The sequence below is a fragment of the Paraglaciecola sp. L1A13 genome, assembly GCF_009796745.1.
GTDB lineage: Bacteria > Pseudomonadota > Gammaproteobacteria > Enterobacterales > Alteromonadaceae > Paraglaciecola.
In genome coordinates, this window is the sequence record NZ_CP047024.1 from 4,263,554 (window position 1) to 4,282,125 (window position 18,572).

General features: G+C 42.0%; 21 protein-coding genes, 1 tRNA gene and 1 pseudogene. 8 read left to right on the forward strand and 15 right to left on the reverse strand.

Features of this window, described 5'->3' with window-relative positions:
* From rplK to GQR89_RS17980, 6 genes are all read right to left on the reverse strand, one after another.
* The gene (gene rplK / locus GQR89_RS17955; protein ID WP_007102741.1) at positions 1 to 429 is read right to left on the reverse strand and encodes a 50S ribosomal protein L11; all 429 of its coding nucleotides are present in this window, start codon (positions 427 to 429) and stop codon (positions 1 to 3) included.
* A gap of 194 nt (positions 430 to 623) precedes the next feature.
* Complete coding sequence (gene nusG, locus GQR89_RS17960; protein ID WP_158771319.1) at positions 624 to 1,196, reverse strand: transcription termination/antitermination protein NusG; 573 nt, start codon at positions 1,194 to 1,196, stop codon at positions 624 to 626.
* 3 nt (positions 1,197 to 1,199) lie between these two features.
* On the reverse strand, positions 1,200 to 1,577 hold the full coding sequence (gene secE / locus GQR89_RS17965; RefSeq protein ID WP_158771320.1) for a preprotein translocase subunit SecE: 378 nt from the start codon (positions 1,575 to 1,577) through the stop codon (positions 1,200 to 1,202).
* A 255-nt stretch (positions 1,578 to 1,832) separates the two neighbouring features.
* Positions 1,833 to 1,909, reverse strand: a tRNA-Trp gene (locus GQR89_RS17970).
* Between the two features lie 190 nt (positions 1,910 to 2,099).
* On the reverse strand, positions 2,100 to 3,941 hold the full coding sequence (locus GQR89_RS17975; RefSeq protein WP_158771321.1) for an ABC transporter ATP-binding protein: 1,842 nt from the start codon (positions 3,939 to 3,941) through the stop codon (positions 2,100 to 2,102).
* 21 nt (positions 3,942 to 3,962) lie between these two features.
* A complete protein-coding gene (locus GQR89_RS17980) occupies positions 3,963 to 4,583 on the reverse strand; it encodes an RraA family protein (protein WP_158771322.1) in 621 nt (206 codons plus the stop codon).
* Positions 4,584 to 4,775: 192 nt separating this feature from the next.
* On the opposite strand from GQR89_RS17980, the gene GQR89_RS21640 reads away from it, so the two are divergent.
* The 3 genes from GQR89_RS21640 to GQR89_RS17990 all read left to right on the forward strand — a co-directional run bounded on the left by GQR89_RS21640 (position 4,776) and on the right by GQR89_RS17990 (position 6,317).
* The gene (locus tag GQR89_RS21640) at positions 4,776 to 4,904 is read left to right on the forward strand and encodes a hypothetical protein (protein WP_255455644.1); all 129 of its coding nucleotides are present in this window, start codon (positions 4,776 to 4,778) and stop codon (positions 4,902 to 4,904) included.
* A 264-nt stretch (positions 4,905 to 5,168) separates the two neighbouring features.
* A complete protein-coding gene (locus GQR89_RS21600; protein ID WP_233269015.1) occupies positions 5,169 to 5,585 on the forward strand; it encodes a hypothetical protein in 417 nt (138 codons plus the stop codon).
* 393 nt (positions 5,586 to 5,978) lie between these two features.
* The gene (locus tag GQR89_RS17990; protein ID WP_158771323.1) at positions 5,979 to 6,317 is read left to right on the forward strand and encodes a PilZ domain-containing protein; all 339 of its coding nucleotides are present in this window, start codon (positions 5,979 to 5,981) and stop codon (positions 6,315 to 6,317) included.
* Between the two features lie 242 nt (positions 6,318 to 6,559).
* On the opposite strand, the gene dbpA is transcribed toward GQR89_RS17990, so the two are convergent.
* The 5 genes from dbpA to pyrC all read right to left on the reverse strand — a co-directional run bounded on the left by dbpA (position 6,560) and on the right by pyrC (position 11,539).
* Entirely contained in the window at positions 6,560 to 7,939 is a 1,380-nt protein-coding gene (gene dbpA / locus GQR89_RS17995; protein WP_158771324.1) for an ATP-dependent RNA helicase DbpA, read from the reverse strand.
* A gap of 28 nt (positions 7,940 to 7,967) precedes the next feature.
* Positions 7,968 to 8,657, reverse strand: coding sequence for a crotonase/enoyl-CoA hydratase family protein (locus GQR89_RS18000; RefSeq protein ID WP_158771325.1), 690 nt, complete (start codon positions 8,655 to 8,657; stop codon positions 7,968 to 7,970).
* Between the two features lie 105 nt (positions 8,658 to 8,762).
* Positions 8,763 to 9,533 (reverse strand): ABC transporter substrate-binding protein, encoded by a 771-nt coding sequence (locus tag GQR89_RS18005; protein ID WP_158771326.1) that lies wholly within the window; start codon positions 9,531 to 9,533, stop codon positions 8,763 to 8,765.
* A gap of 148 nt (positions 9,534 to 9,681) precedes the next feature.
* Complete coding sequence (locus GQR89_RS18010; RefSeq protein WP_233269016.1) at positions 9,682 to 10,437, reverse strand: ABC transporter substrate-binding protein; 756 nt, start codon at positions 10,435 to 10,437, stop codon at positions 9,682 to 9,684.
* 70 nt (positions 10,438 to 10,507) lie between these two features.
* Positions 10,508 to 11,539, reverse strand: a complete 1,032-nt coding sequence (gene pyrC / locus GQR89_RS18015; RefSeq protein ID WP_158771328.1) for a dihydroorotase — start codon at positions 11,537 to 11,539, stop codon at positions 10,508 to 10,510.
* 188 nt (positions 11,540 to 11,727) lie between these two features.
* Here pyrC and GQR89_RS18020 point away from each other — a divergent pair, with 188 nt between their 5' ends.
* Complete coding sequence (locus GQR89_RS18020; protein ID WP_158771329.1) at positions 11,728 to 13,470, forward strand: lysophospholipid acyltransferase family protein; 1,743 nt, start codon at positions 11,728 to 11,730, stop codon at positions 13,468 to 13,470.
* A 138-nt stretch (positions 13,471 to 13,608) separates the two neighbouring features.
* On the opposite strand, the gene GQR89_RS18025 is transcribed toward GQR89_RS18020, so the two are convergent.
* The 3 genes from GQR89_RS18025 to GQR89_RS18035 form a co-directional block, all read right to left on the reverse strand.
* Positions 13,609 to 13,947, reverse strand: coding sequence for a zinc ribbon domain-containing protein YjdM (locus GQR89_RS18025; RefSeq protein ID WP_158771330.1), 339 nt, complete (start codon positions 13,945 to 13,947; stop codon positions 13,609 to 13,611).
* Positions 13,948 to 14,073: 126 nt separating this feature from the next.
* Positions 14,074 to 14,595, reverse strand: coding sequence for a hypothetical protein (locus tag GQR89_RS18030; protein ID WP_158771331.1), 522 nt, complete (start codon positions 14,593 to 14,595; stop codon positions 14,074 to 14,076).
* Between the two features lie 91 nt (positions 14,596 to 14,686).
* A complete protein-coding gene (locus tag GQR89_RS18035) occupies positions 14,687 to 15,250 on the reverse strand; it encodes a lipocalin family protein (protein ID WP_158771332.1) in 564 nt (187 codons plus the stop codon).
* A gap of 265 nt (positions 15,251 to 15,515) precedes the next feature.
* Here GQR89_RS18035 and GQR89_RS18040 point away from each other — a divergent pair, with 265 nt between their 5' ends.
* The 3 genes and pseudogenes from GQR89_RS18040 to GQR89_RS18050 form a co-directional block, all read left to right on the forward strand.
* Positions 15,516 to 16,082, forward strand: coding sequence for a GbsR/MarR family transcriptional regulator (locus GQR89_RS18040; protein WP_158771333.1), 567 nt, complete (start codon positions 15,516 to 15,518; stop codon positions 16,080 to 16,082).
* A gap of 207 nt (positions 16,083 to 16,289) precedes the next feature.
* Positions 16,290 to 16,586, forward strand: coding sequence for a hypothetical protein (locus tag GQR89_RS18045; protein ID WP_158771334.1), 297 nt, complete (start codon positions 16,290 to 16,292; stop codon positions 16,584 to 16,586).
* Positions 16,495 to 16,716, forward strand: a pseudogene (locus GQR89_RS18050) (efflux RND transporter permease subunit); the annotation flags it as partial. The gene GQR89_RS18045 and the pseudogene GQR89_RS18050, both read left to right, overlap by 92 nt.
* A 97-nt stretch (positions 16,717 to 16,813) precedes the next feature.
* On the opposite strand, the gene GQR89_RS18055 reads toward GQR89_RS18050, so the two are convergent.
* Positions 16,814 to 17,902 carry a M28 family metallopeptidase gene (locus GQR89_RS18055; RefSeq protein ID WP_158771335.1) on the reverse strand — a complete coding sequence of 363 codons (1,089 nt, stop codon included), beginning with the start codon at positions 17,900 to 17,902 and terminating at the stop codon, positions 16,814 to 16,816.
* Between the two features lie 182 nt (positions 17,903 to 18,084).
* Here GQR89_RS18055 and GQR89_RS18060 point away from each other — a divergent pair, with 182 nt between their 5' ends.
* Positions 18,085 to 18,567: a TlpA disulfide reductase family protein gene (locus GQR89_RS18060; protein WP_158771336.1), complete on the forward strand. Its 483-nt coding sequence runs from the start codon at positions 18,085 to 18,087 to the stop codon at positions 18,565 to 18,567.
* Positions 18,568 to 18,572 lie beyond the last annotated feature (5 nt).

Genomic DNA, 18,572 nt, shown 5'->3' on the forward strand with positions numbered 1-18,572 from the left:
TTATCCCTCTACTACCAAGCCCATGCTGCGTGCAGAGCCAGCGATGGTACGGACAGCTGCATCAAGATCAGCTGCGGTTAGGTCTGGTTCTTTCGCTTTAGCAATTTCTTCTAATTGCGCAAGTGTCACTTTACCCACTTTTTCAGTGTTAGGACGACCAGAACCACTTTTGATACCAGCGGCTTTCTTAAGCATATAAGAAGCAGGTGATGTCTTGGTAACGAAGGTAAAAGAACGGTCTTCGTATACAGTAATTTCTACTGGAACCGGAGAACCTTTTTCCATATCGCCTGTTTTAGCATTAAATGCCTTACAGAATTCCATGATATTTACGCCTTTTTGACCCAATGCTGGACCAACTGGCGGACTTGGGTTAGCAGCACCGGCTGCAACCTGTAACTTAATAATGCCTGTGACTTTTTTAGCCATGATAATACTCTCAATTTATGGGTCAAACGCCTCGCGAACACTGAGTATGTTTGCGTAATTGGCTTCCCGTTCAACAAAAAGGGTCGCGAATTATAGATTAACTCACGACCCTTAGCAACTATTATGTACGAACTTTATGCAATTAGTGTTGACAGTATCAATCCAGACGGCGCAACGCACCTAAACAATCTGAATTAACCTTTCTCTACTTGTCCGAATTCTAACTCTACAGGTGTTGAACGACCAAAGATAAGAACCGAAACTTTTAAACGGCTCTTTTCGTAGTCAACTTCTTCAACTGAACCATTAAAGTCAGCAAATGGACCATCAGTAACACGCACCACTTCACCTGGTTCAAACAAGGTTTTAGGTTTCGGTTTATCAACGCCTTCTTCAAGACGATTCAAGATAGCGTTAGCTTCTTTCTCGGTAATAGGTGCTGGGCGGTCAGATGTGCCACCGATGAAGCCTAATACACGAGGAACACTTTTGACTAAATGCCATGAATCTTCATTCATGTCCATTTGAACCAACACGTAACCAGGAAAGAACTTACGTTCACTTCTACGTTGTTGGCCAGAACGCATTTCAATTACTTCTTCAGTCGGCACTAAAATCTCGCCAAATGAATCTTCCATTTCATGCATTTTGATGTATTCAAGAAGTGTTTTTTTTACGCGCCCTTCATATTGAGAGAACGCTTGAACTACGTACCACTTTTTGTCTGATTTTTCTGAAACTTCTACATTTTCTGAATTTTCTGACATGGTCTAAATTCCTAAGCCGGTGATGAAAGAAACTAACTGTACGATAATGAGATCAAGTCCCCACAGTAGTAATGACATGAAGGCTGTAGCAACTAAAACGATAATAGTTGTTTGGGTAGCTTCTTGGCGCGTAGGCCAAACCACTTTACGCACTTCAGTGCGGGCGTCTTTCGCGAACGTCAAAAAGCTGCTTCCTTTTTCAGTTGAAGCGGCCATAAAACCGGCTACAACCACAGCTGCGACAACACCAAGTGCGCGATAAAGTACTGATATATCTCCATAGATGGAATTTGCTGCTACTGCACCACCTAATAAAACCACTACAACTAGCCATTTAACTAAGTCTAGTGGGTTCGAACTATTTTCCGCTTTTTCGCTCATGCTATTACCTAATACTAACTTAATCGCGACGTTATAAGTGGCGCGAGCGCCTTCCTATACACTTAGTTTTTAATGCCAAAGTGGCAGGGGTGGAGAGATGATCTCAGTTACCTCCCTGTAACTGACCGCAAGCGGCGCTGACGCGGTTCAAATCGTTCCAGACGATTTGTCGAACCCGTGGGCGTTCTCATCCCTCAACCTTCTACATTTGTACTATTCAGACGCAGTAATACGCGCCTGTACTTTTACCTAATTTGGCAGGGGTGGAGGGATTCGAACCCCCAGCCATCGGTTTTGGAGACCGCTGTTCTACCAATTGGAACTACACCCCTAAAATACTGCCTTTAATAATCCCGCAAGCGAGACTAATTTTGCTTACACCAACCTTATGACGTCTTATATTTTTATGGAAAAATTTAGAATCACTAATAAGGAGGGAGGCGTATTATACTTATTAGCCCGTGTTATACAAGATGCAAACCACGATAAAGCATACAGCATGCCTATGCTTTATCGGTTCGTTTACTCAACACCAATAAAACCGCCTGTTTGATGGGCCCATAACTTTGCATATATTCCTTGCTGCGCAAGGAGTTCAGCATGGGTTCCCGATTCCACGATACGTCCCTCATCTAAGATCAGTAACCTATCCATTTGTGCGATTGTAGATAGTCGATGGGCAATAGCCAATACCGTTTTATCTTCCATTACCTTGTTCAAACACTCTTGTATCGCGGCTTCGACTTCGGAATCTAGCGCGGATGTCGCTTCATCTAAAATAAGAATAGGCGCATCTTTAAGCATCACTCGGGCAATAGCGATACGTTGACGTTGGCCTCCGGATAATTTCACCCCACGTTCGCCCACTTGTGCGTCATAGCCTGTTTCACCATGCAGATCCGACAAATGCTGAATGAATTCGTGTGACTCCGCTTGCTTAGCTGCCGCTAACATTTCTTCTTCACTGGCGCCTAAACGACCGTACAGAATATTGTCTCGAACCGAGCGATGCAATAATGACGTATCTTGCGTCACCATACTAATATGTGAGCGCAGGCTCTCCTGTGTGATATCACTAACATCTTGCCCATCAATTAATATTTTACCGCTTTGAATATCAAAAAAGCGCAATAAAAGATTAACCAAGGTTGATTTGCCCGCTCCTGATCGCCCAACTAAGCCAACCTTTTCTCCGGGTTCGATGTCGATGTTTAAGTTTTTAAACACTTCAATTTGTTTATCCTCAGGCCCAGGATAATTAAATGTAACGTCAGCAAAAGTAATTGCCCCTCCCTGCACTTTCAATGGCTGCGCATTCTCTTTATCTTTAACTGCTGTAGGTTTAGACAATGTATTAATACCGTCTTGCACCGTACCGATATTTTCAAAAAGCGATGAAACCTCCCACATGATCCATTGAGACATGCCGTTTAAACGTAAGCATAAGGTAATGGCTATAGCGATATCCCCAGGAGTAACGACTTTTTCCAACCAAAGCATGATTGATAGTCCACTTATCGAAAACACCAATAATGCATTACTAAACCATACACACGTATTAAGCAGTGTCACTAAACGCATTTGCGGATAAACGGTTTGCAAGAAGCCATTCATCCCCTCATAGGCATAATCTGCTTCACGGCTGGTGTGTGAAAAGAGCTTAACGGTTGCAATATTACTGTAGCTGTCGACTATTCTTCCTGTCATTACGCTTCGTGCATCAGCCTGACGCTGAGCGACCTGCTTAAGACGAGGCACGAAGAAACGTAATACAGTGATATAAATCCCCAACCAAATCAGCAACGGTAAGCTCAATCGCCAATCAATAGTAAACACCATGACCAAAATACTGAGGAAATAAACGCTGATATAGACCAATAAATTTAATAATTGCATCACCGATTGACGCACAGACAAAGCTGTTTGCATGACTTTGGTGGCGATACGTCCGGCAAACTCGTTTTGGAAAAAGCTCACACTTTGGCCAATAAGATAACGATGGGCCTGCCAACGAATACGCATGGGATAATTACCCATAAGAGTTTGATGATTAATCAATGACTGAAGGGCCACACAACTGGGCAAAATAACGAGTACTACCGCCGACATCCAAATCAGGTTAGAACGCTCCTGCGTTAAGAATGTCTCTGGGTTTTGTTCTGCTAACCGGTCTACTAATTGACCAACAAATCCGAATAAAGAGACTTCTAACACGGCAATGATAGCCGCCAATATGGATACCGCAAAGATCGCAGGCCACATGCCTTTGGAATAATAACGGCAAAACGCTATCAGCCCTTTAGGCGGTTGCTCGGGTAAGTCTTGGGGAAACGGTTCTACTAATTTCTCAAAAAATGAAAACATACAAACAACTTATTAGGAAAATTAACCTTCGAAGCCCAACGCTTTAAGCGTAGACTCAATTTTGGCCTGATGCGCTTGTTGCCATTGCTCTAGGGTCATTGCAGCATCTTTATCAGTTCGGGCTTTGCCCAAGCGATAAACCTCTTCGGCTTGGTCTTTCGGTATCACCGCGATTCCGTCTTCGTCTGCCACTACGATATCGCCGGCACAAATACGCACTCCGCCGCACATTATTGGTTGGTTAAAAGGTAAAATTTGCTCTTTTTTTGCTGGCTTGGGCATAACACCCTTGGCATACACAGGAAATTGCAGATCCCGTACTTCGCCTAAATCGCGTATAAGACCATCGATAACGAATCCCACTATGCCGCGTTGCTGTGCAATCGCACAAACGTTACCGCCTGCGCTAGCAAAATCTGAATCTGCTTCGACAACTATAATATCGCCTGGTGCAGCGCGGTATATTGCAGCATGCAAGCTTAAATGATCGCCTTTGGCACATTTCACGGTAAATGCAGGCCCCGCGATACGCGGCATCTGTGGCCATAATTCACCAATGGCACTGTCTACAAATTGTTCACGCCCCAACCCTTCAGAATATTCACAGGGAGATACTTTTACAAAATCCGCCATTGTTAACATACGCCACCCCATAAATTTGTGTACAAGTAATATCGATTCAAAAAATTGGCACGTTTATTACACTGTTTAAAAGTATATAAACCTAATTTTTCTCCGTATTAAATAGTATCGTGTTTACCCAATACTGGCACTCGCTAATTAAAGGCAAAATACAGTACTGTGCACTCAACTTCTTTATATCAAGGAAATCTAATGCAACCCCTTATCAAACTTACCGTGTTAGCGGTTAGCATAATCATTAATTTGACATCGTTTGCTCATGCTGCTGATGTTCCTAAGTCTGCGCTTAACTCAACGCAAATTGCTAAACTACTCAACTGACCAGAGCGCCCTTCAAACGATACACAGCGGGATGAATCGCGTCAGCCGCAACAAATTTTAGCGTTTACTAGAATAGGTGAAGGGCAACACGTTTTAGATTTTTTTGCCGGCGGTGGTTGGTATAGTGAGCTGTTTTCTAAAGCAGTAGGTTCACAAGGAAAAGTTTATGTTCAAAACGATGAAGTTATTTGGCGCTTTGCTGAAAAAGGCTTAAAAGAACGCACAAAAGACAATCGGCTGACGAACTTGGTGCGCTTCGACAATATGCCATTAGTAGATATGACGATCCCAGACAATAGCTTAGATTTAGTGTTTAGCGCTTTGAATTACCATGATTTGTTTTTCACTTATAACATGCAAGAGGGTAAAAAAGTGGCTTTGCGCGACGACATTGTGGATTACAAAGCGGCGTTAAGCACGATTAAAAGAGTCATGAAAGACAATGCCGTTTTTATCATTATCGACCATACAGCATTAGCTGGTTCTGGCTATGAAGCTGCGAACTCATTACATAGAATTGATCCCGATATAGTCAAATATCAAATGCAACAAGCTGGATTTAAATTAATTGAAGAAGCCTTTTATTTACGCAACTCAAAAGATGACTTAAGTAAGCTAGTTTTCGATTCATCGGTTCGCGGCAATACCGATCGCTTCATTTATAAATTCATAAAGGCGTAAATCATCTGAACTTAGCTTAATCGTCTAATTTAGCATGCTGCATTAGTATTCAACGCTTTGCATCGATACTAACAGTGTGCCACATCAACTCATGGACTACGTTATTCTATAGCTCAAAATAGACCTTACGCCACTGTATTTCTCTATGCCCTCTTCTAATGGTCTTTCAGTCTTGTTGCTAGAAAGCAGCATACACCGCATATCTGACCGCTAATTATTTTTACCTTTATTCGCTTTGCATCTTTGTCGCAGCGACAAATAGTCAAAATCGATATACTTATTGTTTAAGGTCAATTTTAAACCCAAATAACTAACACAAATCATCAAGCTTTTGTATACTACTATTGTCTATTAGTGAACGACTAATAGTAAACGTCTAAAAGTGAGGAACCTATGGCTCTATATCACCGCACGAGTAACCGGACACCTTTAACACTTGATGTAAAAATTCGTCATATGGGCAAAGATATCGGGGAAACTTGTACTCGCAATATTAGTCCGTTTGGGGCTTTTATTGAAATGCCTGAATCAGAACTAAGTACTGACGATTTTGTCGAAATGTATTTTATGGACGAAGTAAAAAAAGATGCTTATTTATTGCAAAAAGGGTTAATTACCCATAGCAGTCAGGAAGGAATCGGAGTTTTATTTGCCTATGACTCAGCTGAATTTAGGGAAATGTTGCACGAAAAGATGATGAAAAGACATCAGAACAAAATATTTTCGAGTTAACAAAAAAAGTTGATAGATTGTTTGTCCGCTTATCAAGAAAGTCGCTAAGGGCTGAAAGTTTACAAATATCTATTTATCTCGCAACAAATAGAAAACGACTACATATATATCAATAGTTAGGCAGGGCATATTTTGGCAAACATATTCGTTTTCCCAGCATAGAGATTTCTAAGCTAAAAATAAAAAAGGCGCTAAGCATTATTACTCAGCGCCTTTGTTTATTATTAAAATCAGCAGTAAGCTTAATTAAACTTACGAACTTTGAATTTCTTACCTTTGATTTTTCCTTCACCTAACTGACGCATAGCACGCTTCACACTACGAAGTTTCACTGCCACATAAGCATGAAATTCGGTGATATGAATCTTGCCTATATCATCACCTGGGATTTCCGCTTCTTTTGTTAATGCACCTAATATATCGCCTGGTCTGAGCTTACTCTTTTTACCGCCGTCAACGCACAAAGTGCTGTAAACAGGCTGAATGAGCCGGTTAGCATGAAAACGCATAGCTTGAATGCCCGTCCATTTCAGTTTAGCTTTTTGGTAATCTTCAATAGCATTGGCTCTGGCGATTTCATCAGGAGCGACTAATGTCAATGCGACCCCTTTGGAATCTGCTCGCCCTGTGCGACCGATTCGGTGAATATGCACCTCAGGGTCTGGCGTAATGTGATAACTAATAACCGCATTGACTTCTTTAATATCTAAGCCTCTAGATGCAACATCGGTCGCCACCAGCACAGACACACTCTTATTTGAAAAGCGTACCAATACTTGATTGCGTTCTCGCTGCTCAAGATCACCATGCAAGGCCAACACGGAAACACCTAGCGATTGCAATTCATCCGCAACTTCCTGACAGGCGATCTTAGTATTACAAAATACAATAGCTGACTCAGGCTGATAATGACTCAATAAAGCTGCAACGGCTTTTGTACGATGAGCGTCTTCAACTTCAAAAAACAATTGTTCTATCGTTTCCGTATCATGGGTCGATTCAACGGTCACTTCTAGTGGGTTTTTCTGTACTTGACCACTAATTTTTGCAATCGACTCTGGATAGGTAGCAGAAAATAATAAGGTTTGACGCTGCTGAGGTACGCTTTTAATAACGGCGTCCATTTCATCCTCGAAACCCATATCTAACATTCTATCGGCTTCGTCAAGCACCAATGTATTCACTTCTGACAAGTCTAAGCGACGCTTGTATAGGTGATCCATAATCCGTCCAGGCGTACCCACAATAATGTGCGCACCGTGCTCCAATGAGCCAATCTGCGGACCCATTGGCGTGCCGCCGCAAAGCGTCAACACTTTAATATTATGAATACCCCGCCCCAACCGACGGATCTCTAAGGCTACTTGTTCAGCCAGTTCCCGAGTTGGACACATTACCAATGCCTGAATACGAAATCGTTTTACATCTAAATTATGCAATAAAGCCAAGCCAAATGCGGCGGTTTTACCACTGCCGGTTTTAGCTTTTGCGACTACGTCACGGCCAGCTAATATCGCGGGTAACGTACCAGCCTGGATCTCAGTCATTTGACTAAAACCCATGCTCTGCAAATTGTCTAACAAGGCAGGCTCTAGCCCTAGGGAGGAAAATTCCTTACTCACAACACTCTCTCATTTATATCAATAATCGTTAAAGACTCGAACCACGGTCAACGTCGATGGCTTTATCTAACGCGTCTAATAGTCCGGCTCGGGCTTTTAACTTTGTTTGTCTATGGGCTTTCATATTTAATTTGGTCATCGCTTGCGCCGTAGCGGCAACAGTCTGCTCAAATGCTTCAGGCGCAACAGCCACATCTAAGAATCCAGCTGTAACAGCACCATCAACTGAAACCATTTCAGCCAAAATAACTGAACGATTAAAAAACACTGGGGCCAAACGTCCCCTTGCTAGCTCTAAACCAGCTTGGTGCATCGTCATACCGATAGCCACTTCGTTTAAACCAATTTTAAATTTACCTTGAATACCAATACGATAATCCGACGCTAATAGTATAAACGCACCTTTAGCGATAGCATGCCCAGTACAAGCGGCAATGATAGGAAACTCAAAGGCGAGCATTCTACGCGTCAACGTCGAACCTTTCTCAACTAATTTCATTGCAGCCTCCATGCTCTGCTGCATCACGCTTAAATCGTAGCCTGCAGAGAACATGCCCGGCTGCCCTTTAATGACCACTACGGCTTCATCGGCTATGGCTTTATCAAGAGCGGCGTTTATTCCGTCGATCATATCGTGAGAAAACGCATTTACCTTGCCATTGTTAAGGGTAATAGTGGCAATATTGTCCGCACAGTGGTATTGAACTAATTCAGTCATATTTTATCCTTACTCATTATTATTTTTTGTATTGGGACATTATCTAATTTTGTTTTAGGCAACTAATCTAAGTTGCATATCGCAACTTTCAAACACAAAGAAGGCTTAACGTTTCACATACTTTAAGGCCATATTTTTGTCGATGATCTGTTTTAATTCCCCAGAACGATGCATATCGGCGATCGCCGCATTTATCTCTGGCATTCTAGACAACCAAGATTGGGAGAACGCCAAGGATATTTTGTCAACTTCGCCAAGTGTACCCAGTTGGTAAACGGCCTTGTCGAAGTCATGGCTATTTATAGTCCACTGTGCTCGCAGGGTATTGGTATACACCAAATCACAACGCGAAAGTTGCAGCATATCAAATAGACGTGTCTCCTTAGACACTCTCACGGAGGTCAACTCGCCCTTTTCTAGCCAATCTTCTAATTCTGGGTAGTTAAAGTTTTCCCGTAAGCAAACGGTTTTTCCTTTGACTTGAGAGCCAAGCGATAGGTTTTTTCGTGGAGCAACTAGCCCGTAAAATGCATGTTGATAAGTCAGAACGGGTTCACTGAACACCATAGATTCTGGGGTGTTCAGCCATCGAGGGTCAAGGAAACCAACATCAGCTTTAGCGGAAATAATATCTTGTTCAATTTTATTACGAGCAGTTGGTGAATAACGTAAATCCATTTGCAGCGACTGTGCAAGTTTTAACAGAATATCGTTAAGCAAGCCGCTCGTTTGCTGTGTTTTATCATCAACCACGTAGAATGGCAGTCCGTCAGCGAAGATGACTGCCACCACTAAGTCTTGATGCTCAGAAGCAGCATTTGCTTCCTGAATGATTACGCAGCTTAGGAATAAACTTAAAACCAGGTTACGAAACACTAAATTTTCTCTCGTGCATAATCAATAACCCCGATTTAACGCTCATAAATACTTAAGTAAACAGTGTAATAATATGTGTTAATTAAGGCTATCACTTTAATCAATTGCCCTTAATCATCCGGGGAAATAGCGGCGATTGTTCAGATATCTACCACAGATTTAACACACCGTTTTTAATGTGTAATTTAAGAGGACCTTGAGCTCTCAATTTCTGCAACCAGCTCTGCTGAATTTGTTTAAATTTCTGACTTTTAAAAAATCGCTCGGCTGCGTCATTCATGATTTTAATATGGCCAGTGTCGGTATTTTTAGATAAGGCTATATAGCTGGTCAACGTATCATATTGATAGAGTATTTTCATGTCTGAGCAGTCAGCCTGTTGTTTAAAACAAAAATAGCGCAGCCCTGCATCTGAGAAAAATAATGAGCTAAGCTGCCCTGAAATTAAATCTGAGACTGCCAAATCATAATCTTTATAAGAAGCCACGTTCTGCACATTTTCCGCTAATAACAATTTATGCCTAAAATCATTTTCAAATACACCAATAGGCGAAACTGTGGTTAAATCTGCAATATTACTAATGGGGTGAGAAGGTGATTTTTTCCCCAGCACGCCATAAACATTTGCCGTTAGTGGTAATACCCAATGAAATTGGTCTTCGCGCTCCGGTGTGCGAGCAAGAGGGAAAATCACCACATTCGCTTTCTGTTGCGCTTCGCTGATTAATCTTTCCCAGGGTGCAGCCAGTATCGGCTGTTCAATATTAGCTTCAGCTAGAATACCTGTTACCAATTCGATCAAGTAGCCTTCCAACTGTCCCCGTTCATTGCGCTGGGAAAATGGTGGTTCAAGAGCAGTCAATACCCAAAAATCAGAGGTGTCACTAGAGGCAACAGCAGACACACAATGCGTAGAGAATAAACTTAAGACGGCACTCAGCCATAGAACGCGAAGCGGCCGCCGTCCATTCATATTATTTCAAAGCCCAGTTAATAGTCTGACCGGCAAAAAATGGCACTATGGGTTGACCATTTGGTAATACAATTGACTCAGGAACTTGCCAAGATTTTTTAACTAGCGTCACCTGCTTAGTGTTACGAGGCAAACCGTAAAAATCCGCACCATGGTGACTAGCAAAACCCTCCAACTTATCCAACGCATTTAAATCTTCGAATACTTGAGTGTATAATTCTAAGGCACTCCAAGCGCTGTAACAGCCAGCACAACCACATGCTGACTCTTTCGCTCGTTGCTCGTGGGGAGCAGAGTCTGTTCCTAAAAAAAACTTACTCGAGCCTGTGCTAACAGCCTTTCGTAGAGCTTGTTGATGAGTACTGCGCTTTAAAACGGGCAAACAGAAGTTATGGGGTTTAACGCCGCCTACCAACAAATCGTTGCGGTTTAATAACAAATGTTGAGGCGTAATAGTCGCTGCTACATTTGCTGAACTAGCAATGACAAAGTCAACGGCGTCACTGGTCGTAATATGCTCCAGCACCACCTTGAGTTGTGGAAACTGGCTGACTATCTTTATTAAGTACTGCTCAATAAAAAGCTTTTCACGGTCGAAAATATCCACATGACTTTCCGTAACCTCACCATGGATCAGCAACAACATGCCTTGCTCAGCCATTTCAGCAAATATTGGAAATAAACTTTCAATTGCCTTCACTGCGGCATCTGAATTGGTAGTCGCCCCTGCCGGATATAACTTAGCAGCTACAACGCCGGCTTTTTTTGCTAAGCGAATATCTTCGGCAGACGTATTGTTAGTCAAATAAATAGTCATAAGGGGCTCAAAGTCACTCCCCTGAGGTCGCGCGGCTAAAATCCGCTCGCGATACGCATTTGCCATTTCAGCATTCACCACAGGCGGTACCAAGTTTGGCATGGCAATACCCCGGCGAAATGACCTAGCCGTAGCAGGCACAGTCTCAGGTAACATCTCATTATCGCGAAAATGTAAATGCCAATCATCTGGTTGGGTCAAGGTAATTTGCTGCATTTTTTAGCCTTAAGTCGTGTTGTTTAATATCTTAATTAGTACATTATGCCGTAAATTACGTGTAGATATAATAGTCAATATATTGTGTTAACGTGATGAATTAAAAATCTAATTTTATCGGTCTTATATTTAACACGCTGTAGAAATTATTTGCAGTCACACATTTAAATTTATTCAGGATCCGCTCTATGCCGGCTGCAATCTCTTTACTTAACCTTGTACCGCAAGATAAAAAAAACGCTATTTTTACTGGTTTAATAGGGTTACTTGATAAACTGCTCGCTATCCATCGCCTAGATCAGCTGTATGTAGATCATCAACTAGCGGGTTTAAGCAAAGAGCAATTCGCCATAAAATTACTCGGTGCGTTAAATGTGACGATTGAAGGCACTCACGAGTTACAGCAAAAAGTCCCAAGCAGCGGACCTCTAGTCATTGCCAGTAACCATCCTTTTGGCGGCATTGAAGGCGTTATCTTGGCTTATGTGATTGGTCAAATAAGACCTGATTTGAAAGTACTTGCTAATCAAGGCTTGCAGCTTTTTAGTGAACTTAAAGACTACTTTATTTTTACTAATCCGTTGTCTGAGCGTGACCCAAGAAATGGACCTTCATTGCGCACCACTTTGCGCCACGTTAAGCAAGGTGGAGCCTTATTGATATTCCCAGCCGGACGCGTCTCTTATTACCAAAAGGATAAAAAGCGTATAAGCGAACACCAATGGAATCGCATCGTGGCTAACTTGGTTGCCCGCACTCAAGCACAGTATTTAGCCGTTTTTGTGAGTGGCCAAAATAGCCCCCTATTCTATCGTTTAGGTCGTATCTACTACCGGTTACGCATGCTTATGCTACCCAGAGAGCTTCTCAATAAACGTGACTCAAAAATCAAAATCTCCGCGGGAACTTGCGTTCCATCAAATGTATTTTCAACAACAATCGATGATTTAGAGCAAACTGCGCTGCAACGGATACAGAGCTACGTTCAAGATCCTCTTTGGCATTATGATTGGCCAGCCTCAAGTACTATCGCGTTACAACCATTGATTGCGCAAGTCTCTGGTACTGTTATTAAAGCAGAGTTGGCAAACTTAGAGGTTAATCAGAAATTACTTAGTTATCGAAATTTAGATGTGTACTACGGATATTATGAGCAGCTTCCACAAACCGTCAAAGAGATAGCAAGATTGCGTGAACTGGTATTTCGCGAACACGACGAAGGCAGCGGAAATCCATTAGATACTGACGATTTTGATAAAACCTACACCCACTTATTTGTAGTAGAACGTGATGAAGGACGCATCATTGGTGCGTATCGTATGGGCCAATCAGACCGCTTGCTGGCAATGGGCATTTCGAATCCCTTTTATCTCAGTGCAATGTTTACGTTTTCAAAAAAATTCATTAATAGTCAAGAACCTTGCTTAGAAATGGGCCGTTCATTCTTGATCCCTGAATATCAAAGCAGTTTTCATGGTTTGCTTCTTTTGTGGCGGGGCATTGGCCGTTTTGTATGTCAATTCCCCCAATATCGGACCCTTTATGGCACGGTATCGTTGAGCAAACTTTATGATCCCCGCAGTGTCAGTTTAATACAACACGCCTTAGTTATCCCTACTGTTGATGCAACCGCAAATACACCGTTCAGTTTCCCTGTATCACCTGAAGTAGCTGATTTTTCTCGGAATTATTCTTTAAAAAATCATTTATCTAGCTTACTAGCAGGAATAGAAAGTGACGGTAAAGACATACCAATCTTACTCAAGCATTACCAAAAACTTGGTGCGAAGTTTCATTGTTTAGGTATAGACAGTAATTTTAACCATACTCCTGGTTTATTACTCAGCGTGGATCTAGCAAGCACACCAGAAAAACTGGGCAAATTGTACTTAGGCGAAGGTTGGCAGAGCTACAAAGAATATTCAGAATAATGATGTAGTGTAGACGTGCTGGTGCGAGTAAAGACAATTAACTCGGATGCCGTCCCACATAATAGTATGGGGCGGCATTAGCGCAAAACGCTTACCTTGTCTGGTCAAACGATAAGCATCTTTGCCGAGTTGGGGGCTTTAAACTTTTTTAACGAACTCAGATTTAAGTTTCATCGCTCCTACGCCATCGATTTTACAATCAATATCGTGATCACCGTCGACTAACCGAATGTTCTTAACTTTGGTGCCGACTTTAACGACCAAAGAAGAACCTTTCACCTTTAAGTCTTTGATAACGGTAACCGTATCGCCATCTGTTAAGGTATTACCATTTGAATCACGAATAACTGGCGTTTCATCGTCAGTCGATTCTTGACCTTGCGCCCACTCATGCCCACATTCAGGGCAGATATACATATTACGATCTTCATAGGTGTATTCAGAATTACACTCTACACAATTTGGTAAACCACTCATGGTGTGTCCCTATATTAGCTAAAACGATGTCAGCATCCCGAGGCTAGAACGATATTTTGCCCATAGCCGAGCAGATGTAGGCGTTATTATCCACATAAACTATAGAAATACCAAATCGACGTAAGGTTATGCTTGGGCGCGTTGATAAGTTGCGGTAGAAGGCGCGACACCAAATAACGCATGGGTTTTCTGGCCCTGTAATGAAACAATGATCGCTAATAGAGAAAAATGGTGGATTGCATGACTCGAAACAAATAGTAATTCACGGCCCAACGTTGAACTAACCTGATTAACATAAGATTGTTCAACTGACGTCTCGGCTAGTACACTTAACTCTGCTTGCATATCATTTTGGTATACATCCACCAACCACGCTTCAATATCATTCCACGCTTGCAGTGCGAACGTCGTTGATTTCGCCACGTCTGACTGACGATGGCGTAAATTGTAGTCGACTACGCCAGCGTCTATTCCTTGTTTAAGCGCTAGGTAATGATCAATAACATGGCGCATATGCGCACCTGCGCTACTCATAACATGGGGAGCCATCTCTTGTTGATAAGCATGATGGGATATATGATTTAAAAATGTCTTGGCTTGCTCAACGGTTTCTAAGTGGCTTCGCAATGCCTGGCTATCACAGAGCATATTTTTCCTGTTACTTCAAATAATCTATATTTAACAGACCCATATTAAGGGGAGAATATTTCATAAAAATATCATGTCCTTATTACAGTCCTCATTGATTGACGAATATTAACTTTTCGGTATCAAACCCTGCCTTGCGCGCCTTGCTTAATAAAGTCTGTAGGACGTCAGGTGAAAGTTGCGGTTGACGGGACAAAATCCAAAAATAATCTCTATTCGGTCCGGTGATCATCGCATACTCATAGCCTTGAGTGTCTAACGAAAAGATCACATAACTGGCATAAAAGGGTCCAAAAAAAGATACCTTTAAATGCCCTACTTGTTCATCGTCAACGAAATACGCTTTACCTTGGGCTTCATCCCACACTTGTTTTTGTTGATTGAACCCTCGATTAATAACGTTAACGCCACCGTCTTGTTGCATACTATATTCAGCGGTTACTTGGTCTAAACCTTCCTCGAATGAATGATCCAGTCGAGCAATTTCGTACCACTTACCTAAATAACGATTCAATTCAAATCCGGATACAGGTTCGATACCATCGGGAATTGACGTACAAGCACTAGTAGAAAGCATAGCCATCAGTAAACCCAAACGGAAAATAGACTTTGGTAGCAAATTAGCGCTAATTGATAATGGCAGTTGAAACGTCATCTCATCACTCCTTTCCAGTTAAATAATCAATTTGTAATAGTAGATTTGCTCTAATACGAATTAAACCATCACTTTGGTTTGTTTGCAGGAAAATAGCGTCAGCTTATAACAACAAAATAGAACTGACATATGCACACTCAACATTAACTCTTAGTGGTATTAATGTTATCGACTAGTAGTAACTTAGCGCATATGCAAAGTTGACAAATATCTACCACAGGTTTAATTTCAGTAGTTACTGAAACTTCTATAAGAAAAATATTCTATGCAAATGACCCCAATGATCGAATCATTTGTTATGCACTTTGGGGAAATGGGCAGCCGCTGGGGCTTCAATCGTACCGTAGGGCAAATGTACGCTTTGTTAGTTATCAGTGAGAACCCCCTAAGTGCCAATCAAATTGCCGAGGCTTTAAGCGTTTCCCGGGGCAATGTCAGTATGGGTTTAAAAGAGCTACAGTCTTGGCAATTGATTAAACAACATCATATTCCTGGTGATCGTAAAGAATATTACCAAAGTGCGGGTACCATATGGGAGATGGCCAATAGAGTATTTGAAGAACGGCGCAAACGCGAAATGGATCCAACCCTGACCTTACTTCGAGGCATTATCCTTGAGAGCCCAGAAAATCAAGAGGAAGTGTTTGCCCAGCAGCGCCTGCAAGAGATCCATGATCTATTAGAAACAATCAGTAAATGGACAAGTGAATTGCAACAGATGAATCCTGACACACTGGGCACATTAATGAAGTTAGGTTCAGGCGTGGGTAAAGTCATCGATATGAAAAACAAATTGATTAAACCATCGAAAAAACTCGAAAAAAAACCATAACAAACACACACGGGTCATATTGCGACCAGAGAAAATATTGGTAACACTTTGCTCCGTTCAAAATCGCTAGAGGCGTTTCACCGCGACATGAAGTTTGTTAGAGTCCGCCTGCGTTTTGTGGTTAGGGCTTTGATAATATTAACCGACACGAATCAACAGTAAATATTGTTAAGCTAAAGAGAGAAATTCAATGTCATTGCTTACACTATGCTAATTTTGATTGCCCTGCAGTCATTAGCGACTGTGGCAAAAACGCAAGAATTTCATCAAGTTAAGTCCGAGCATCTGGCACTTATTCATCAACTGGCGCCTGATCATCAAAGCACATCGTTAATAAACGTCAATAACGATGCACAGATTCCCGCCGCTGTAATACGAGTCACGCCACAGAATTCGTCAAACGTAATGGCCAGCAATGACGCGATTGCGCCCAGTGTTGATGACCGCACTGGTTGCCAGCTTAGGTTTTGTACCCATGGCATTAAACGTAGGTACCGAGGCTGAAGACCAGCGGCCACTTGCTACAGTGGTGATTGGTGGAATAATCTCATCCACCATACTCACATTATTGGTATTACCCATTTTGTATCGCTTGGTGCACAAAAACGATAACAACCCTAATGAGTTAACATAGCATTGAAGTTTGATGCTTAACGCTTAACTAACAAAATAAAGAAGAGGCCTAGCTAACACTACTAGTTGGCTCTTCTTTATGTATCGTCATATCAAACTCACTTCATCAACTTATTCATTGTTTCTTGATCGCGCAACGCACCAACGATCAGTGCTACGTTGGCTTGAAGTTGACTATTTAATCTTCCGGCAAAAATAGGATTAAGACGTTCTAATCGGTCAAATTCTGTGTGCCAAATTTCTCCCCACTTTGTTTCGCTATCTGGTTCACAGCTGCCCAACGTTGGTTTTGAAAAACAACTCCAGAATGCACTGTTGGTGGTTTGAGAATATCCATCTTTTCCGCCTTTGCCTTCAATATCCATATTCGTAGCCTCAATGTAAGCGATAGGAATACCGCTACAAGCAAACGCTTGATGATCTGACCAATCGCCCGTTTCGCCTTGAGCAAACGCATCTGACTCGTCATGCAGTGTGAAAGCGACCTTAAGATTGGCCCGCGTCTGCGCATAGGTAAGTAGGGCATCGCGGAAGTTTCCACTGGTATTCAAATTCGGCTGAGCAACGTTCTTGCAGCTAAAGTTAGTACTTGATGCGCTGTGTATATAGAGCGTGTCACCCCCTATCACTGTATCTAAATTCAGCATTGCGACCACATTTTCGCGTTGGCCAGAAGCGAGTTGCTCTACGTAATGTTTAGACCCAAGCTTGCCGACCTCTTCACTGCCAAAAAATACCAGTTTTACACTAAATGGAAGGTTTTTTAGCTGACTTAGATGCTCGGCAACACTAAGTAAAACAGCAACACCACTAGCATTATCAGTCGCCCCCAAACTGCCTTGCTTTACACCGGTAGAATCAAAATGGGCACCGATAACTATTTGCTTTTCGCTACGTCCGGGGATCAATGCACTGACATTCGCCGACTGACCTGAAAAATCATCTAGCTCAATGGAAAAATTTTGTCGTTCAGGTATTAAATTTAAGTCCCGCAATTGCTGACTAATATAGTCAGCGGCCTGCTGCTCTTCAACTGAGCCGGCCGGCCTTGCGCCAATACCATTTTTTTCGCCCGCAAGCGCGATTAAATGCTTAAGTGTACCAAACGATTCTTTCTCTGCTCGAGTATCAAACGACGCAGTCGTAAGTAACAATCCACCTATGGCTAAAACGTAATACAACTTCATGTTGGGGTTTATCTCAGGTGCAAAACGCGCATGATAGCCACCCACATAATATTTTACTAGTCAGTAAATTCTAGCCTTATCTCACGAGGTATTTTAATCGCATGTTATTTAGTTAAATTAAGTATGCCTTAAGTTTCACTTATTAATGTATGTGCAAATCATTTATATCTTTGAGTCTGATAATGCGCTTTTTTATAGCCTGTTTTGTATTGTATTTGGCGAGCTATGCCAATAACGGATACGCGTCCGTTGCACCAAATTTCTCCCTTACGGTAAATTCCGTGCCGGTCGAGCTCAGTGAATTGAAAGGTAAAGTTGTTTATATAGACTTTTGGGCTTCTTGGTGTAAGCCCTGTCGACAGTCTTTTCCTTGGTTGAACGATATGCAGCAAAAATATGCCAAACAAGGCTTAGTTGTGGTCGCTGTCAATCTCGACACAGAAGCTGAATTAGTCAACGCATTTCTAGAAAAAATTCCAGCTAACTTTCCTATTGTTCTCGACCCTGATGGGGAAATCGCGCAGCGCTACGAGCTTATAGGTATGCCCAGTAGCTACTTAATCGCTAGAGACGGCAGTGTCCGCTTTAGTCACAAAGGCTTTTTCAGTGCCAAAAAATCGGCCTATGAACAACAACTTGTCAGCTTATTACAAGAATTGGAGTAATCATT

Bases quoted from the DNA above. Each gene is read 5' to 3' on its own strand.
- rplK (WP_007102741.1), bottom strand. From the start codon at position 429: ATGGCTAAAAAAGTCACAGGCATTATTAAGTTACAGGTTGCAGCCGGT.
- nusG (WP_158771319.1), bottom strand. From the start codon at position 1,196: ATGTCAGAAAATTCAGAAAATGTAGAAGTTTCAGAAAAATCAGACAAA.
- secE (WP_158771320.1), bottom strand. From the start codon at position 1,577: ATGAGCGAAAAAGCGGAAAATAGTTCGAACCCACTAGACTTAGTTAAA.
- GQR89_RS17975 (WP_158771321.1), bottom strand. From the start codon at position 3,941: ATGTTTTCATTTTTTGAGAAATTAGTAGAACCGTTTCCCCAAGACTTA.
- GQR89_RS17980 (WP_158771322.1), bottom strand. From the start codon at position 4,583: ATGTTAACAATGGCGGATTTTGTAAAAGTATCTCCCTGTGAATATTCT.
- GQR89_RS21640 (WP_255455644.1), top strand. From the start codon at position 4,776: ATGCAACCCCTTATCAAACTTACCGTGTTAGCGGTTAGCATAATCATT.
- GQR89_RS21600 (WP_233269015.1), top strand. From the start codon at position 5,169: ATGCCATTAGTAGATATGACGATCCCAGACAATAGCTTAGATTTAGTG.
- GQR89_RS17990 (WP_158771323.1), top strand. From the start codon at position 5,979: ATGGCTCTATATCACCGCACGAGTAACCGGACACCTTTAACACTTGAT.
- GQR89_RS18000 (WP_158771325.1), bottom strand. From the start codon at position 8,657: ATGACTGAATTAGTTCAATACCACTGTGCGGACAATATTGCCACTATT.
- pyrC (WP_158771328.1), bottom strand. From the start codon at position 11,539: ATGCAGCAAATTACCTTGACCCAACCAGATGATTGGCATTTACATTTT.
- GQR89_RS18020 (WP_158771329.1), top strand. From the start codon at position 11,728: ATGCCGGCTGCAATCTCTTTACTTAACCTTGTACCGCAAGATAAAAAA.
- GQR89_RS18025 (WP_158771330.1), bottom strand. From the start codon at position 13,947: ATGAGTGGTTTACCAAATTGTGTAGAGTGTAATTCTGAATACACCTAT.
- GQR89_RS18030 (WP_158771331.1), bottom strand. From the start codon at position 14,595: ATGCTCTGTGATAGCCAGGCATTGCGAAGCCACTTAGAAACCGTTGAG.
- GQR89_RS18035 (WP_158771332.1), bottom strand. From the start codon at position 15,250: ATGACGTTTCAACTGCCATTATCAATTAGCGCTAATTTGCTACCAAAG.
- GQR89_RS18040 (WP_158771333.1), top strand. From the start codon at position 15,516: ATGCAAATGACCCCAATGATCGAATCATTTGTTATGCACTTTGGGGAA.
- GQR89_RS18045 (WP_158771334.1), top strand. From the start codon at position 16,290: ATGCTAATTTTGATTGCCCTGCAGTCATTAGCGACTGTGGCAAAAACG.
- GQR89_RS18055 (WP_158771335.1), bottom strand. From the start codon at position 17,902: ATGAAGTTGTATTACGTTTTAGCCATAGGTGGATTGTTACTTACGACT.
- GQR89_RS18060 (WP_158771336.1), top strand. From the start codon at position 18,085: ATGCGCTTTTTTATAGCCTGTTTTGTATTGTATTTGGCGAGCTATGCC.